This window comes from Novosphingobium gossypii, assembly GCF_050433305.1.
Classification (GTDB): Bacteria; Pseudomonadota; Alphaproteobacteria; order Sphingomonadales; family Sphingomonadaceae; genus Novosphingobium; species Novosphingobium gossypii.
Genome location: NZ_JBNPXM010000002.1, coordinates 418,959 through 435,003 on the forward strand (window position 1 = coordinate 418,959; position 16,045 = coordinate 435,003).

A 16,045-nucleotide genomic window follows, 5' to 3' on the forward strand; every position below is an offset into this window, starting at 1 on the left:
CCTCACTCGACATTTCGACTCTCCCTCGAAATTCTTTGCGGGCGTTATGCCTCGCTAAAGATGCTACGTCAAATTACATCATACGTAATATGAATTACCGAACCGACCGTATCGGCAACACGCAAAGCGCCGAGCCGAAGACGAACACCACGGCCGCGATGAAGATCGCGCGATAGTCGCCGCCAGACAGGCTCAGCAGGACTGCAGCCATTACCGGGCTGATGATCTGCGGGATGTTGACCGCGGTGGTCAGCACGCCCAGATCCTTGCCCGCATCGCCGCCTTCGTCGTCGGAAGCGGGCGGCGGCAGCACTTGCGTCATCAGGGCCATGTCGATGGACATGAACATGCCGTAGCCCACGCCGATCACGGCGGCGTACACCCACATCCCGGCCATGGACGGCGCTACCAGCGGGGCCACCATCGCCGCGCCCATGATGAGGCTGCCGCCGATGACGAAGGGCTTGCGGCGCTGCATCCGGTCAGACAGCCAGCCCGAGGCCAATGAAGACACCACAAGGCACACCAGCGTCACCATCGCCATCTGCGCGATGGCGACGTTGGATGCGCCGTCTCCCAGCCCCACATAGTCGCGCAGGATGTACAGCAGGTATGCCGCGACGGCCTGATACCCCATGTAGATCGTGAAGCGGCTGGCAAAGGCCCAGGCGAAGTCCGGGTGCGCGCGCGGGCTTATCCAGAAGCTTTTGAGGAACGTGCCCCAGTGAACGGCGCGGCGCGGTTGCGCCGCGCTGGACGGTTCGCGGTTGAGCACCACGAAGGCGACGCACGATGCCGCGATCGCAGCTGCAAACAGGCCGTAGGCCAGCATCCTCTGCGACGCCAGATAGCCTGCAACCACCGTACCTGCGGTAAGCCCGGCGGTCATTCCGGCGCCCACGATCCCGGACACCGCACCGCGTGTTTCCGGCGCGAAGCGATCGGCGATCAGCGTCGTCATGGCGGGTTGCATCGAGTTGTAGGCTACCGCCGCCATCACCCACAGCACCATCAGCGACCAGAATCCGGTGGTCCACGAAACCCCGAACAGGCAGGCCGAGCCGATCAGCGATCCGATCGCGATCCACGGTGACCGGCGACCCCAGCGGCTGCGCGTGCGGTCCGACAGGGCGCCCGCGATCGGGGTCGCTAGCGTAGAAAAGATCGAGGTGATCGCGAACAGCAGCGCGAGGTTGTTCTCCTTCGAGGCGGGCGAAAGCTCGGCGATCTGGTTGGGCAGCAAGACCCCCAGAACGCCGCTGTAAAGCGCCATCAGCAGGAAGAAATTGATCATCAGCGACACTTGCAGCCGCCGCCGCGCCGTGCCCGCAACCCACGTCGGGATGGCGCGGGATGCAGTGTCGGGACCGACGCCGTGCATCAGCTAGAAACTTTCGAGGTTTCACGCGGAGAAGCCTCCGGCACCAGCCGTAGCCCCGCGCTGGCGGGCCGCCGATGGGGGCCGCCGCGTTCGCCCCATCCGTTGGAGCTAATCGCACGGGCAACTGCGGCTTCGTCGATGACGATGCCAAGGCCGGGCCGGTCGCCAAGAATGATGCCGCCATCCGCGATCTGCTGATCGACGGTGAAGCCTGTGGGAAACGCGAAATCCTGCACTTCGATGCCGATCATGTTCGGCACCGCCGCCGCGGCATGGGCCACTGGGTTCGCGTTGTAGGCGACGGGCGATACCGGCAGTCCACGCGCATGGGCTGCCATTGCGACGCGCATGAAGTGAGTAATGCCCCAGACGCTGCCCGCCTGCACAATGTCGACGCCTTGTGCATCGAACAGCGGGGCGTACTGCTCCAGTCCAGTCAGGTTCTCGCCGGTCGCCACCGCCGTGCGCGCCGCACTGGATATGCGGGCAAGGCCGCTGGCGTCCCAGCGTCGCACCGGTTCCTCTATCCAGGTCAGGTCCACGCGCTTTTCGATTTCGGTCAGATGGCGGATCGCCTGCTTGACGTTCCACGCCTCGTTGACGTCCAGCATAAGCGCGGGGCGGACGGTATTGCGGGATAGGATGGCGCGCGCCGTTTCCAGCCGGGCAATGTCACGGTCCAGGTCGCGTCCGCCCTTGATCTTGGCGGCAGTGAAGCCCCGATCCGCCCACTGTTCGTAGTGAGCGGCGAAAGCCGCGTCATCAAGGCCGTAGCACAGCCCGGAGGCATAACCGGGAACGAACCGGTCACCCCCGCCCAGCGTACGCCACAGCGGTTCTTCCGCCATCTTCGCCTTCAGATCCCACAGCGCCATGTCGATCGCGGCGATCGTGCCGAAAGTGGCGCCTGCATGCCCACTCTTGAAAACGTGCGAGAGCATCGCATCGTAAAGTGTTGATACGGAACGCGGATCAGCGCCATCGACAGCGGGAAACAGCCGGTCGATTTCCCCATGAGAACCCAGCCCGATGCCGGTCAGGCCGCCGTCGGTTTCCAGCAGCAGCACGGGCACTTCGGTGATCCCTGATTCGACCACGCCATTGACGTCGCCGACCGGTCGTTGCCAGTCGTGAAACGCGGTAAGGCTGCGGTAGCCTGTGATCTTCATCCCGAATCCCTCTACCCCAAGCCTGCTGACAATTCGTATTATGTATTATCTATGTCGTTAGACAAGTCTTGACGTGCCTCGTCAAGTGGGTTCAGCGTGAATGTGGCGCAGATGATGTGCGTCCCCATGATTCAAGGTCGGAAAAAAGCATGCAGGATAGGGTTGTCGGGCTGGGAGCCCCCGCAAAGACGCGGCGGCGTCCACGGCTTGCCGAAGCGGTGGTTGAGGAGCTGGTCAACGCCATCGTCACCGAGGTCTACCCTGCCGGAAGCGCCCTGCCGCCAGAGAACATGCTGTGCGATCATTTCGGCGTCAGCCGCACCGTCGTGCGCGAAGCGACGACCGCGCTGACCGAGAAGGGCCTCGTCACCTCGATGCAGGGGCGCGGCACCATCGTGCGGGAACAGAACGACTGGAACCTGCTGGACCCGATGATCCTGGCGGCGCTGTTCCGACGTGAGGATGGCCTGGCTTATCTGGACAACCTTTCGGAAATCCGCTCCTCGCTGGAAGCCTCGATGGCGGCCAAGGCGGCGCTGCGGGCCACCGCGCAGACCCGCGCCGAACTGCAGGCCCAGATCGAGAAGCTGGAAGGCCTTGTGGAGACGCCTGCCGCCTACGTCCACGAGGACGTCAACTTTCACGACGTCATCATGCGCATGTCAGGCGACCGGCTGAGCAAGGCGATTATCGACGGCATCCAGTCGCGCGCGCTGAACACGCATGGCTATTCGGGCACGCTGAACGTCGAGCATGTGCGCAACACGCATGCTGCGCACCGCAAGGTCTATCAGGCCATCGTCGACGGCGATGCCGAAGGCGCGGCGCGGGCCATGCGCGAGCACATCGAATCGTCCTGGGCGCGCAGGCGAGCCAACGGGCCGCAATAAGGCTTCAGCCTCGCCTCATGTGAATGTTACGGCTGTTCGGCCAGCGTGTAGATCCGCTCCATCTCCACCCACGTCGTTTCGGGGGCAAAGGGTAGCGGACGCTGGAACGTGCGCATGAGCGCATCCCACGCCGCCACTTCGGGATCGGCCGTGTCGCGCGCGGCTTCGCCCAAAGCATCGGATGCCTTTTCAGCGTCCTGCTCCATGATCATGAACAGCCGGTCCGCCACGATCCAGATCTGGAGGTCGCGCACACCGTCCGCCCGGATTGCGCGGGCGACGGCGGCGGGCGGGCCGCCGGGCGAGTGCCACGCGCGATAGCGGGCGATCATTTCCGGCTGATCGACAAGGTCCACGGCAAAGCACCGTCGCAAGATTTCGGTCATCTACACTCTCCCGTTGACGCCTGCTGCCTCTTTACGTATTCATCATACGTCTTACAAGATGGAGGGGGCAGGCATGGCCTTGCTGTATGGCGCGACGATGTCGAAAAGGCACGTCGCCGAACGAAGCGGCTCGCTGTCGCAGTTCGCCGGCGTGCGGCTGATGACGCTGGGCGACGGGGTGGAGCGCGGCGTGCGGATGCTGGAATTTCGCACCGGGTCGGGCCTGCGCTTCACCGTGCTGGTGGACCGCGCGATGGACATTGCCGAGTGCGACCATGCAGGGCGCGCGGTGGGATGGCATTCGCCGTCCGGCTTTCGCAATCCGGCCCTTCACGATTACGAGGGCGAAGGAGGGCTAGGGTGGTTTCGCTCCATGTCCGGGCTGAACATCACCTGCGGCCTCGACCATATCCTTTTCATGCATGACGATCCCGCCGGGCATTACCACTATGGCCCGCGCAAGGCGGTGTCGTCCTCGCTCCATGGCCGCGTCGGCACTATTCCCGCGCAGCTGACTGGATACGGCGAGCAATGGGACGGCGATGCCTGCACGTTCTGGGCCGAGGGGGTGGTACGCCAGTCCACCGTCTTCGGCGAAGACCTGCACCTGATCCGCCGGATCGAGGCGGACCTTGGCGGCGATGAAATCCGCATGACCGACCGGGTGGTGAACCACGGGTTCTACACCACGCCGCACATGTTCTGCTACCACATCAACGTCGGCCACCCGGTCGTTGCCGAGGGCGCGCGCTATGTCGCGCCGGTGCGCGAGGTGCTGTGGGCTGCCCACGCCGGGGACTATCGCGCGCAGGGCGTGGGGTATCGCACCCTGCCCGCCCCCATCGTCAACTTCCACGAACAGGTCTGGCAGCACGACATGGCCCCCGATCCGCAGGGCCGGGTCGAAGTGGCGCTGGTGAACGAGGCGCTGGGCTTCGGGTTTTCGGTGACCACCCGCAAGGACCAGTTTCCGTGCATGTTCGAATGGCAGAACCTGCACGCGGGCCACTATGCCGTCGGGATCGAGCCGGCGACCAACCATGTTCTGGGCAAGGATTTCGCGCGCGAACGGGGCGAACTGATCCTCCTCGACCACGGGGAGGAGCGGCGCTACGACACCGTGCTGCGCGTGCTGCCGGATGCCGCCGCCGTCTCTGCCGCCGTTGGCCGGATAGAGGGCATCGCGTTGCAGCCGCAGGACGAATACCCCGCCCCCTCAGACAACTTCCCGCCCATCGCGGGTGCCGCATGAAGGGGCGCACGGTCCTTTACACCGGCGCGGCGGGCGGGCTCGGCCTCGACACCACGCTGCTGCTGATGGAGCGCGGCGCGCATGTCATCGCGCTGGACAACGACGAAGCGAAGATCGAGCGCCTTACCCATGCTGCGCAGGGGAAAGGCCCCGGCACCCTCACCGTATCGCGCACCGATCTGGCCGACCTCGCGGGCTTGCGCGCCACCGTTGATGCGCTGGCGGCAGAGCACGGCGGCATCGACGTCGTCATCAACAACGCGGCCGTCTACCCCTCGAAACCGTTCGAGGACTACACCGTGGAGGAGCACCAGTTCGTCCAGCGCATCAACGTCGATGCCGGGATCGTTGCCGTGCAGGCTGCGTTGCCGGGAATGCGTGCGAAGGGCTTCGGGCGGATCGTCAACGTCTCCAGCATCACCGTTTCGGGCGGATGGGTCAACCTGTCGCCCTATGTCGCGTCCAAGGCGGCGCTGATCGGCCTGACGCGGGCGTGGGCGCGCGAGTTCGGGGCCTGGGGCGTCACCGTCAACGCCATCGCGCCGGGCGCCTTTCCAACCGACGCGGAGAAGATCCACCCCGATCCCGAGGGCTACGAGCGCATGGTCCTTGACGCGCAGGCGATCAAGCGGCGCGGCACCGCGTCCGACATCGCCCACGCCATCGCATTTTTCGCCGCCGAAGAGGCGGGTTTCATCACCGGACAGACGCTGCACGTCAACGGCGGCTGGACCATGTCCTGAAGGACCATGTTCGCATGACTATTCTCAACGGTATCCGCGTGCTCGACTGCTCCATCGCGATGGCCGGGCCGTTCGCCGCCCAGCGCCTTGGCGACATGGGGGCGGACGTCATCAAGGTCGAGCCTACCGGCGGCGAGTGGCAGCGCCACGCCTCTGCCGGCGGAGCGACGGGCAACCGCATCAACGTCTCGTTCCTGTCGCTCAACCGCAACAAGCGCTCGCTGGCGATCGACCTCAAAGCGCCGGAGGGCAAGGCGGTGCTGCTGGACATGGTGAAGGACGCCGACGTCTTCCTGCAGAACTACCGCCCCGGCGTGGCCGAGCGGCTGGGCGTGGATTACGCCACGCTTAGCGCCATCAACCCGCGGCTGATCTACATCTCCATGTCGGGCTATGGAGAGGATGGGCCCTATCGCAATCTGCCGGGGCAGGATCTGCTGCTTCAGGGCATGTCCGGCGCGATGCTGTCCGCCGGCAGCGAGGGCGCGCCGCCCTCCCCGGCGGGCCAGTACCTGGTCGATGCGATCGCCGCCTATAACGCGTTCGAGGGCGCGCTGGCTGCACTGTTCCACCGCGAACGGACCGGCGAAGGCCAGCTGGTGCAGGTCAACATGCTGGATGCGATCACCACCATCCAGATGCAGGAACTGTCGGTCTTCACCGTCGGCAACAAGCCGCAGGCCCGCTCTGCCGAGCCGCACGCGCACAGCTACATCCGTGCGCCTTACGGCGTGTTCGAGACGGCGGACGGGTACATGACACTGGCGATGGCCCGGTTCGAGGCGCTGGCGCGCGAACTGGACGATCCGTTCTTCGCCGGGCTGGAGGAAGAGCGCGACGGCTGGACCCAGCGCGATGCCATCTTCGCGCGGCTTCGCGAACACCTGCTGCGCCAGCCCACCGCCCACTGGCTGGAACGGTTCCGCGCCGCAGACATCTGGTGCGGTCCGGTCTACGGCTATGCCGATCTGGTCGACGACCCGCAGATCCGCCACAACGGCACGTTCGTGGAGTACGACCACCCGACCGAGGGCCGCGTGAAGGTGCCGGGCTTCCCGATCCGCTTTTCCCGCACCCCCAGCGCCATCAGGCGCGGCGCTCCGCTGGTGGGCGAACACAGCGAAGATGTGCTGCGCGAGATCGGCCGCAGCGACGACGACATCGCCCGGCTGGTCGAATCCGGCGTGGTGCGCCAGCACGCATGAGGGCGCCTTCGTTTCGCGGCCTCACCTGGGACCACCCGCGCGGATACCGTGCGCTGGAGGCTGCCGCCGCCACCGTCGCCCCGGCGCAGGGTCTGTCCATCGCGTGGGACCGCCATCCGCTGGAAGGGTTCGAGGCGCATCCCATCGCCGACCTTGCCGCGCGATACGATCTCATCGTCCTCGACCATCCGCATGTCGGGGAAGCGGTGGCCCACGACTGCCTCGTCCCGATGGAGGAGGTCATCGGCGCCGATGCACTGGCCGCATTGCAGGACGCGGCAATCGGCCCGTCACTGGCCAGCTATCGCTATGCGGGAAAGCACTGGGCGCTGCCGCTCGATGCCGCAAGTCAGGTCATGGCGCATGACCCTGCGCGGGTGCCGACGCCGCCCCGTACCTGGGACGAGGTCGTCGCGCTGGCCCGGGCCGTGCCCGTGGCGCTGTCCCTCTCCGGTCCCCATGCGGCGCTGACGTTCCAGTCCATCGCGGCGTCGCTGGCGCGCGGCAGGCCGCAGGACACCTTCGTCGATCCCGAAATCGGCGCGCGGGCTTACGACCTGATGGCACGCCTGATGACCGATGCCACCCGCGCCCGGATCGGGCAGAACCCCATCGCCCTGCTCGAAGCGATCGCGCAAGGGCAGGATCTGGCACTGGTGCCGCTGGTCTACGGCTATGTGAACTATGCCCGGCGCGGCGTCGCCTTTGCCGATGCGCCGCGCGGGGACGCGGGCATCGGCTCCATCCTTGGCGGCACCGGGATTGCCGTATCACGCCGCTGCACGGTAACCGACGAACTGCGCGCGCACCTGCTGTGGCTGATGGGCGAGGACGCGCAGCGGCGCTTCATCCCTGCGCATGACGGCCAGCCGGCCCTGCGCAGCGCCTGGGCCGACCCGGAGGTGGACCGGGCATGGGACGGCTTCTATTCCGCCACCTGCGCCACGCTAGAAGGCGCGTCGCTGCGCCCGCGGCACGACGGCGCCATCGCCTTCCAGACCGAGGCTTCCGCCCTTCTGCGCGAGGGGCTGCTGGCTGAGGAAGCCGCCGCGCCGGTCCTCGCCCGCATAGAGGCCGCATTCGCCCGCCATCACATCAGGGGAACCGAGACATGAGCGCCAACCTGCGCTTCGACATTGCCGCCCATATCGCCACCATCGTGCTTGATCGCCCGGACAAGCTGAACGCGATGACACCGGACATGGCCGCCGCGCTGGTGGATGCCATCGCCACCTGCAACACCTCCGACGACGTGCGCGTGGTGATCGTGACGGGCGCAGGCGAACGCGCCTTCAGTGCGGGGTCAGACATCTCGACGCTCGATACCTACGCTACCGCGTGGGACTTTCGCAACCGGCAGGATTACTGCGATGCGCTGCGGGGCTGCCGCAAGCCGGTGATCGCTGCGATCAACGGCTATGCGCTTGGCGGCGGGCTGGAGACGGCGATGGCCTGCGACATCCGCATCGCCTCCACCAGCGCCCGCTTCGCCGCGCCCGAGATCAAGCTGGGCTGGATCGGCGGCGGCGGCATGGCAGTGGGGCTGGCCCATAGCGTAGGCATGTCGAACGCCGCGCTGATGCTCTACACCGGCGAGATGATCGAGGCGGACCGGGCGCTGGCCTGGGGCCTCGTCAGCGAAGTCACCGCGCCCGATGCCCTGCTGCCCCGCGTGCGCGAGATTGCCGGCCAGATCGCGGCGCGCGCGCCGATCGCGGCGGAAACGGCGAAGCTGAACCTACGCGCCGCTCACCAGATGCCCTTCGACAAGGCGATCGAATACGAGCGCGACCTTCAGGCCATCTGCTTCGCCACCGCCGACGCCGCCGAGGGCCGTGCCGCTTTCGCGCAGCGTCGCGCACCTGTATTCCGGCGGCGTTGAGGTTTGACCTGGGCGGCGCAGTCCGCTTACTTCTAACCGCCTCGTTCCCTGCGGAAAGATCAATGACCAAGCCGAAGATACTGCTGACCCGTCGCTGGCCCGAAGCGGTCGAGGCACGGCTTGCCGCCGCCTATGACGTGACCTTGAACGAAAGCGACACACCGCTGGACGAAGCCGCGCTGGCGCAGGCGATGCGCGATCACGATGCCCTGTGCCCCACGGTGACCGACCGGGTGACGCGCGCTGTGCTTGATGTCGAGGGACGCCGGGCACGGATCGTCGGCAATTACGGCGCCGGGTTCGAGCACATCGACCTTGCCGCCGCGCGTGACCTTGGCATAGCGGTCACCAACACGCCCGACGTCCTTACCGAAGCCACGGCAGACATCGCCATGACGCTGCTGCTGATGGCCACTCGGCGCGCCGGCGAAGGCGAGCGCGAGCTGCGCGCTGGCGGATGGACCGGCTGGCGGCCCACGCACCTTGTCGGCCAGTCGCTGTCGGGCAAGCTGCTGGGGCTGGTCGGCTTTGGGCGGATCGCGCGCGCCACGGCAAAGCGGGCCGAGGCGTTCGGAATGCGCATCGCCTACCACAGCCGCCGCCCGGCGCCGGACATGCCCGCACACGCCTATTTCGCGGACCTTGGCGAGTTGGCCGAACGCGCGGACGTGCTGTCCCTCCACGCGCCGGGCGGGGCGGAGACGCGCCACATGGTGGATGCCGCCCTGCTGGCGCGCATGCCCGCTCACGCCGTGCTGGTGAACACCGGGAGGGGCACCCTGATCGACGAGGCGGCTTTGGCAGAAGCACTTGCCGCACGCCGGATCGCTGCGGCGGGGCTGGACGTCTACGAGGCGGAGCCGAACGTGCACCCCGCCCTGCTGAACCTGCCCAACGTGGTGCTTCTGCCCCATCTTGGCAGCGCCACGATCGAGGCGCGCACCGCGATGGGGATGAAAGTGGCCGACAACCTCGACCGCTTCTTTGCCGGAGAGCCATTGCTTGACCCCGTCGGCTGAGCGGCTCTGCGCCGCGACGCGGGCCTGGCTGGACGAACCCCGAAGCGGCCCGCTGGTGCTTGGCCTGTGCGGATCGCAGGGCTCGGGCAAGTCCACGCTGGCGCAGGCGATAGTAACGCAGATGGAGGCGGACGGGCGGCGCGCAGCGGTGTTGTCGCTGGACGACCTTTATCTTGGTCGCGCCGAGCGGGCGCAACTGGCGGAGGCGGTCCACCCCCTCTTCGCCACGCGCGGCGTGCCCGGTACGCACGATGCCGCAGCGGGCATCGCCCTGCTCGATGCGGTGCGCGCCGGGAAGGCCACGACCCTGCCGCGCTTCGACAAGGCACGGGACGAACCTGCAGAGCAAGGCACGGCGGTTCCGCCGAACCTCGACCTGCTGATCTTCGAGGGCTGGTGCGTGGGCGCTCGGCCTCAATCGCTTGCCGAACTGGCCGTGCCCGTCAATGCGCTGGAACGCGATGAGGACGCAGGCGGCGTCTGGCGCGGCCATGCCAACGCGCAGCTTGGCGACATCTATGCCCTGCTTTTCGCGCGGATCGACCGGCTGGTGCTGCTTGCCGCGCCGGGGTTCGAGGTGGTGCGCGGCTGGCGTGGCCAGCAGGAGCACGCCCTGCGCACCAGCATTGCGCGCGGAGAAGCCGAAGGCACGCGGGTGATGGATGAAGCCGCGCTCGACCGGTTCGTGCAGCATTACGAGCGGATCACCCGCCATATCCTTATCGAAATGCCGCCGCGCGCGGACCTTGTGCTGGCGCTGGCGCCGGATCGCAGTATCAGGGAGTTGTCATGATCGTCTCGTCCCCGCTCGACTTCCGCGAAGCCGCGCGCCGCCGGTTGCCGCCATTCCTGTTCCACTATGTCGATGGCGGCGCGTTCTCGGAAGAGACGATGGACGCCAACCGCACGGCGCTCAAAGCCATCCGGCCGCGCCAGCGCGTGTTGCGAGACGTGTCCGCGCTCAGCCTTGCCACGCAGGTCCTGGGCGAGACGATGGACATGCCGGTCCTGCTTGCCCCGATCGGGCTGGGCGGGATGATGCGGCGGCGCGGCGAATTGCAGGTGGCCCGCGCGGCGCGGGCGGCGAACGTGCCCTACATCCTGTCCACCGTCAGCGTGTGCCCGCTGGCCGACGTGATCGCCGCCAGCGGTGCGCCGATCTGGTTCCAGCTCTACGTCCTGAAGGATCGCGGCTTCATGCGCCACGCGCTGGAGCGGGCGCAGGCGATGGGGGTGACCAAGCTGGTCTTCACCGTCGACATGCCCCTGCCCGGCGCGCGCTATCGCGATGCCCACTCTGGCATGAGCGGCCCCGCCGCGCCGATGCGGCGGATGCTTCAGGCGGTGACGCATCCCCGCTGGGCCTGGGACGTGGGGTTGCTGGGCCGCCCGCACGATCTGGGCAACGTCTCCGACTATCGGGGCAGGCCGACCGACCTTGCCGACTACATCGGCTGGCTGGGCGCAAACTTCGACCCGTCCATCACCTGGTCCGACCTCGAATGGATTCGCGATTTCTGGAAAGGAGAGATGATCGTCAAGGGCGTGCTGGACCCCGGCGACGCGCGCGACGCGGTGCGGCTTGGGGCGGACGGAGTGATCGTCTCCAACCATGGCGGGCGGCAACTGGACGGCGCGCTGTCCACCGCAGAGGCCCTGCCCGCCATCGCCGACGCGGTAGGCGATGAACTCACGGTTCTGGTGGACGGCGGCGTGCGCACCGGCCTTGACGTGGTGCGGATGCTGGCGCTGGGCGCGCGCGGCGTACTGCTGGGCCGCGCCTACATCTATGCACTGGCGGCCGGTGGCGAAGCGGGCGTAGCCCGGCTGCTGGACCTCATCGCGCAAGGCATGAAGCTGACGATGGCGCTCAGCGGCGTGCGGTCCATCGACGAGATCGGCAGCGACATGCTGGTTTGAACGCAAGCCCGGATCAGGTTCGGGACGACGATAACCCCTTGGCACCTTACTGCCTGTATGTAATACGTCATACAAATAGAGCTAAGGGAGCCGGGATGAGCCGCGTAATCGAAAGGGCGGAATTCAGCCGCCGCGCCATGACGCTGGGCATGGGCGCCGTCTTTGCGCTGAGCACCGCGCCGGTGCGGGCGGCAGGCGCGCTGTCGGGGTTTCATGACGTGCGCGATCATGGCGTGAAGGGCGATGGCATCGCGCTGGATTCCGACGCCTTCAACCGTGCCATCGCGGCGGCGAGCGAGGCTGGCGGCGGCACCGTGGTGGTGCCGCCCGGGCATTACCTGTGCTTCACCATCCGCCTGCGCAGCCATGTGACGCTGCTGCTGATGCCCGGCAGCGTGATCGAAGCCGCCGACCCGCGCCGCCACAAGGGCCGCTACGACCTGCCCGAAGGCGTCTACGAGGAACAGTACGTCGATTATGGCGTCGCCCATTTCCGCAATGCGCTGATATCGGGGATCGACCTGACCGATGTTGCGGTGATCGGGCGTGGGCTGATCCATGGCCTGGGCCTTGATCGCGAAGGTCCGGCACCACGCTGGCACGGGATCGAGGGCTGGAAATCGCCGCGCGAACAGGGCCTCTCCCCCGACGCCGCCCGCCGCGCCATCCCGCGCGAGATGGCCTACGAAGGGCGCGGCAACAAGGCCATCGCGCTCAAGCGCTGCCGCAACGTCCTGCTGCGCGACTTCACGATCCTTCAGGGCGGCCACTTCGCCTGCTACGTGCTGGGATCGCAGAACGTCACGATCGACAACCTGACGGTGGATACCGACCGCGATGGCATCGACATCGACTGCTGCCGCGACGTGCGCGTCACCGGATGCACCGTCAATGCCCCCAAGGACGACGCCATCGTGCTCAAGAGCAGCTATGCGCTGAACGAGCCGGTGTTCTGCGAAGGTGTGTCCGTAATCGGCTGCCGGACCAGCGGCTTTGATCTGGGCGCGCTGGTGGATGGCAGCTATCGCCCGTCCACCTATCGGTCCGTGGACGACGTGGGCGTGCTGGGCCGCATCAAGCTGGGCACCGACAGCGCCACGGGTTTCCGCAACATTCTGATCGCCGACTGCACCTGCGACAACACGCGCGGGCTGCAGCTGGGCGCGATCGACGGCGGCGTGCTGGAGGACGTGACCTTCCGCGACATCAACTTGCGTAACCCCGTGAACCATCCGATCTTCGTGCGCCTTGCCGCACGCAACCGGGCGCCGCTTGGCAGTGGCCCGTCGCGGGTCAGGCGCGTGCGGTTTTCCGGCATCAACGTGTCGGGCGCGCCTGGACCATACGCTTGCGGCGTCGTGGGCAATCCCGGTGCGCCGGTGGAGGATGTGACGTTTTCCGACGTGCACGTCAGTTCGGCGGGCGGCGGCACCGTGGAGCAGGCAGGCCGCGCGATCCCGGAGCGGCCCGCGTCCAGCCTGGAACCCAGCTTCATGGGCGCATTCCCGGCCCACGGCCTCTACGTGCGCCATGCCCGAAACGTGGTGCTGCACAACGTCACCTTCGACGTCGCCGCCGCCGATGCCCGCCCGGCGGTGGTGTTCGACGACGTCGCAGGCGCGCTGGTGGACGGGCTGCGATCCACCCGCGAACGGGCCGACGCGGTGCGCTTCACTGCCAGCAGCAAGATCGCCATCGGCGACGTAAGCAAACTTTCGTGAAGGGCCCGACGATGATTCAAACCACCCTCTCCCGGTCGCTGATCAGCGTCCTGCTTGCAGGCGCGCCGCTTCCGGTGCTGGCCGCGACCGAGCGTCCGCTCACCGAAGGCTGGCACTTCGTGAAGTCCGATGTCGCCGGGGCAGAGGCGCCCGGTTTCGACGACCGAGCATGGCAGGTGGTGTCTGTGCCGCACACCTATAACGCCGCCGATTCCGGCATAGGCGGTGCCAAGGCGCGCGGGGAGCCGGAGGGAGCCTACTACCGCGGCCCGGCCTGGTACCGGCTGACATTCACTGCCAGCCCCAATGCCGGCAAGCGTACCCTGCTGGACTTTTCGGGCGTGTCCCTGAAGGCGGAAGTCTGGCTGAACGGCAGGCGGCTGGGCCTGCACAAAGGCGGCTACGGCGCCTTCCGGTTCGATGCCACCGACGCGCTGCGAGGCGGCGACAACGTACTGGCGGTGCGGGTGGACAATGCGCGCGACACCACGATCGCGCCGCTCAACGGCGATTTCAACGTGTTCGGCGGGCTGGCGCGTCCGGTGGCGCTGATCGAGCAGGATGGCCTTGCCTTCGACCGCCTTGCCCACGCCGGACCGGGCGTCGAGGCGCGCACCACCGCGCTGGCCGGGCGCACCGCCACCATCGGCCTGAAAGTGGCGCTGCGCAACGACCGCGATGCTGCGGCGCGCTTCTCCCTCTCCACCCGCGTGCTGGATGCGCAGGGCCGTACGGTCGCCCGCGCCGTGCGCACAGAGACGCTCGGTGCGGGGGCGAAAGTGAGCCTTGACCAGTCGCTGAAGCTGGCGAACGCCCGGCTGTGGCAGGGGGTAAAGGCGCCCTACCTCTATCGCGTCGTCACCGAGATCGCCGAAGCCGGGCGTGTGGTGGACAGCCAGACGGTGCCGCTCGGCGTCAGGACCGTGGCGGTGAAGAAGGACGGCACGTTCCTGCTCAACGGGGCGGCCTATCCGCTGCACGGCGTCAACCTGCAGCTGCCGACCCGGTTCGGGCGCGGCCCGGTGGTGAGCGATGCCGAGATCGACGAAGACCTTGCCCTGTTCGCGCAGATGGGCGCAACGGGCCTGCGGCTTGCCCATATGCAGCACCCCCGGCGGGTCTACGAACGCGCCGATCAACTGGGCCTGCTGGTGCTGACCGAAGTGCCGCTGATCGACGATCACGATTCGTCCGACGCCTTCCGCGAGAACCTGGTCGAGCAGATGCGCGAACTGATCGCGCAGACCGGCAACCATCCCTCGGTTGCGCTGTGGGGCATCGGCAACGAAATCCGCAAGTCCGATGCCGCCTCCAACCGCATCCTCGCCGAATTGCAGGCGACGGCCAAAGCGCTGGACCCCACGCGCCCGACGACTTACGCGCACTGCTGCCTGGCCGACGACGATCCCATCGCGCAGCACAGCGATACGGTATCGTACAACCGGTACTTCGGATGGTATTGGACCAAGTCGGAAGACATCGGTCCGTGGGCAGACGAACTTCACGCCAAAATGCCCGACCGTCCCTTCGGCGTCAGCGAATACGGCGCGGGCGCCAGTGTGCTCCATCAGGAGGATCCGGTGGTGAAGCGCCCGGAATCGAACGGCTACTGGCACCCCGAACAGTACCAGACCGATTTCCATATCAAGCACTGGCGCGAAATGAAGAAGCGCCCGTTCCTGTGGTCCAGCTTCATATGGGTGGGGATCGACTTCCCCTCGTTCAAGCGCAACGAAGGGGACCGCCCCGCGATCAACGACAAGGGCCTCGTCACCGAAGACCGAAAGCTGCGCAAGGATGCGTGGTACTGGTATCAGGCGAACTGGTCCGACCGGCCGATGCTGCACCTCGCCAGTCGCCGCGACGTGCAAAAGCGCACGCAGCGCGTGGTCGCGCAGGCGTTCACCAACCACGCGGAGGTGGAGATGCGCCTCAATGGCGGTGCCTGGACCAAAGTCCCGGTGCAGGACCACATCGCCGCCTGGACCATCGACCTTGCCCCCGGGGCAAACCGGGTGGAGGCACGGACTGGCGGGCTGACCGACGCAGTGGAATGGCGCTGGCAAACGCGGCCCTGAACATCCACCAGTGATCGGCATCATTCAATTCACGCCGCTCCAAGGCCATGAAACGGGCGGCAGCCTTTCGCCGTGATGCCTTGGCGACGGCTAGGAACATAGAGGTGATAACGGAGCAAGGGTTCGCGCCAGCCTTCCATCACCTGGACCAGCAGCCCGCGCACTACAAAAGGCACTACCTGATCCTCGGGGAAGATAAGGGCAGACGCCGCCCTTCCAGAGCCGGATGCCATCGTAGGCCGATCTGGTCGAACACTAGCCGCCCTTCGATCCCGACGTTGACCTCATGGCCGCCTCATCGCAGCGTTCCTGCTGCGTGCTGCGCTTGAGACCTTGCGCTAAAAGACCGTAGCAGTGCGCGTTCAACCTTTTTTCGTGCTGGACGCAACAAACAGCGGC

14 protein-coding genes are annotated in these 16,045 nt (G+C 66.9%); 11 read left to right on the forward strand and 3 right to left on the reverse strand.

The window, feature by feature from the left end; translation table 11 throughout:
• Positions 1-94 precede the first annotated feature (94 nt).
• Together GGR40_RS07345 and GGR40_RS07350 are read right to left on the reverse strand one after the other, a co-directional pair.
• Positions 95-1,381 carry an MFS transporter gene (locus GGR40_RS07345; protein ID WP_429275558.1) on the reverse strand — a complete coding sequence of 429 codons (1,287 nt, stop codon included), beginning with the start codon at positions 1,379-1,381 and terminating at the stop codon, positions 95-97.
• Complete coding sequence (locus tag GGR40_RS07350; protein WP_429275559.1) at positions 1,381-2,550, reverse strand: mandelate racemase/muconate lactonizing enzyme family protein; 1,170 nt, start codon at positions 2,548-2,550, stop codon at positions 1,381-1,383. Before GGR40_RS07350 ends, GGR40_RS07345 begins: the two co-directional genes overlap by 1 nt.
• A 149-nt stretch (positions 2,551-2,699) precedes the next feature.
• Here GGR40_RS07350 and GGR40_RS07355 point away from each other — a divergent pair, with 149 nt between their 5' ends.
• On the forward strand, positions 2,700-3,440 hold the full coding sequence (locus GGR40_RS07355; protein ID WP_429275560.1) for a FadR/GntR family transcriptional regulator: 741 nt from the start codon (positions 2,700-2,702) through the stop codon (positions 3,438-3,440).
• Between the two features lie 26 nt (positions 3,441-3,466).
• Here GGR40_RS07355 and GGR40_RS07360 read toward each other — a convergent pair whose 3' ends face one another.
• Complete coding sequence (locus tag GGR40_RS07360; protein ID WP_429275561.1) at positions 3,467-3,826, reverse strand: L-rhamnose mutarotase; 360 nt, start codon at positions 3,824-3,826, stop codon at positions 3,467-3,469.
• Positions 3,827-3,899: 73 nt separating this feature from the next.
• Between GGR40_RS07360 and GGR40_RS07365 the strand changes: the two genes are divergently transcribed.
• The 10 genes from GGR40_RS07365 to GGR40_RS07410 all read left to right on the forward strand — a co-directional run bounded on the left by GGR40_RS07365 (position 3,900) and on the right by GGR40_RS07410 (position 15,646).
• On the forward strand, positions 3,900-5,078 hold the full coding sequence (locus tag GGR40_RS07365) for an aldose 1-epimerase family protein (RefSeq protein ID WP_429275562.1): 1,179 nt from the start codon (positions 3,900-3,902) through the stop codon (positions 5,076-5,078).
• Positions 5,075-5,821 carry an SDR family NAD(P)-dependent oxidoreductase gene (locus tag GGR40_RS07370; protein WP_429275563.1) on the forward strand — a complete coding sequence of 249 codons (747 nt, stop codon included), beginning with the start codon at positions 5,075-5,077 and terminating at the stop codon, positions 5,819-5,821. The genes GGR40_RS07365 and GGR40_RS07370 overlap by 4 nt, the downstream gene beginning before the upstream one ends.
• Positions 5,822-5,835: 14 nt before the next feature.
• Positions 5,836-7,026, forward strand: a complete 1,191-nt coding sequence (locus tag GGR40_RS07375; protein WP_429275564.1) for a CaiB/BaiF CoA transferase family protein — start codon at positions 5,836-5,838, stop codon at positions 7,024-7,026.
• On the forward strand, positions 7,023-8,141 hold the full coding sequence (locus GGR40_RS07380; protein WP_429275565.1) for an extracellular solute-binding protein: 1,119 nt from the start codon (positions 7,023-7,025) through the stop codon (positions 8,139-8,141). Before GGR40_RS07375 ends, GGR40_RS07380 begins: the two co-directional genes overlap by 4 nt.
• A complete protein-coding gene (locus GGR40_RS07385; RefSeq protein WP_429275566.1) occupies positions 8,138-8,908 on the forward strand; it encodes an enoyl-CoA hydratase/isomerase family protein in 771 nt (256 codons plus the stop codon). The genes GGR40_RS07380 and GGR40_RS07385 overlap by 4 nt, the downstream gene beginning before the upstream one ends.
• Before the next feature lie 62 nt (positions 8,909-8,970).
• A complete protein-coding gene (locus GGR40_RS07390) occupies positions 8,971-9,927 on the forward strand; it encodes a 2-hydroxyacid dehydrogenase (protein ID WP_429275567.1) in 957 nt (318 codons plus the stop codon).
• The gene (locus tag GGR40_RS07395) at positions 9,911-10,720 is read left to right on the forward strand and encodes a kinase (RefSeq protein WP_429275568.1); all 810 of its coding nucleotides are present in this window, start codon (positions 9,911-9,913) and stop codon (positions 10,718-10,720) included. Before GGR40_RS07390 ends, GGR40_RS07395 begins: the two co-directional genes overlap by 17 nt.
• Positions 10,717-11,847 (forward strand): FMN-dependent L-lactate dehydrogenase LldD, encoded by a 1,131-nt coding sequence (gene lldD, locus GGR40_RS07400; RefSeq protein ID WP_429275569.1) that lies wholly within the window; start codon positions 10,717-10,719, stop codon positions 11,845-11,847. The genes GGR40_RS07395 and lldD overlap by 4 nt, the downstream gene beginning before the upstream one ends.
• 95 nt (positions 11,848-11,942) lie before the next feature.
• A complete protein-coding gene (locus tag GGR40_RS07405; protein ID WP_429275570.1) occupies positions 11,943-13,568 on the forward strand; it encodes a rhamnogalacturonidase in 1,626 nt (541 codons plus the stop codon).
• A gap of 11 nt (positions 13,569-13,579) precedes the next feature.
• A complete protein-coding gene (locus GGR40_RS07410; RefSeq protein WP_429275571.1) occupies positions 13,580-15,646 on the forward strand; it encodes a glycoside hydrolase family 2 protein in 2,067 nt (688 codons plus the stop codon).
• Positions 15,647-16,045 lie beyond the last annotated feature (399 nt).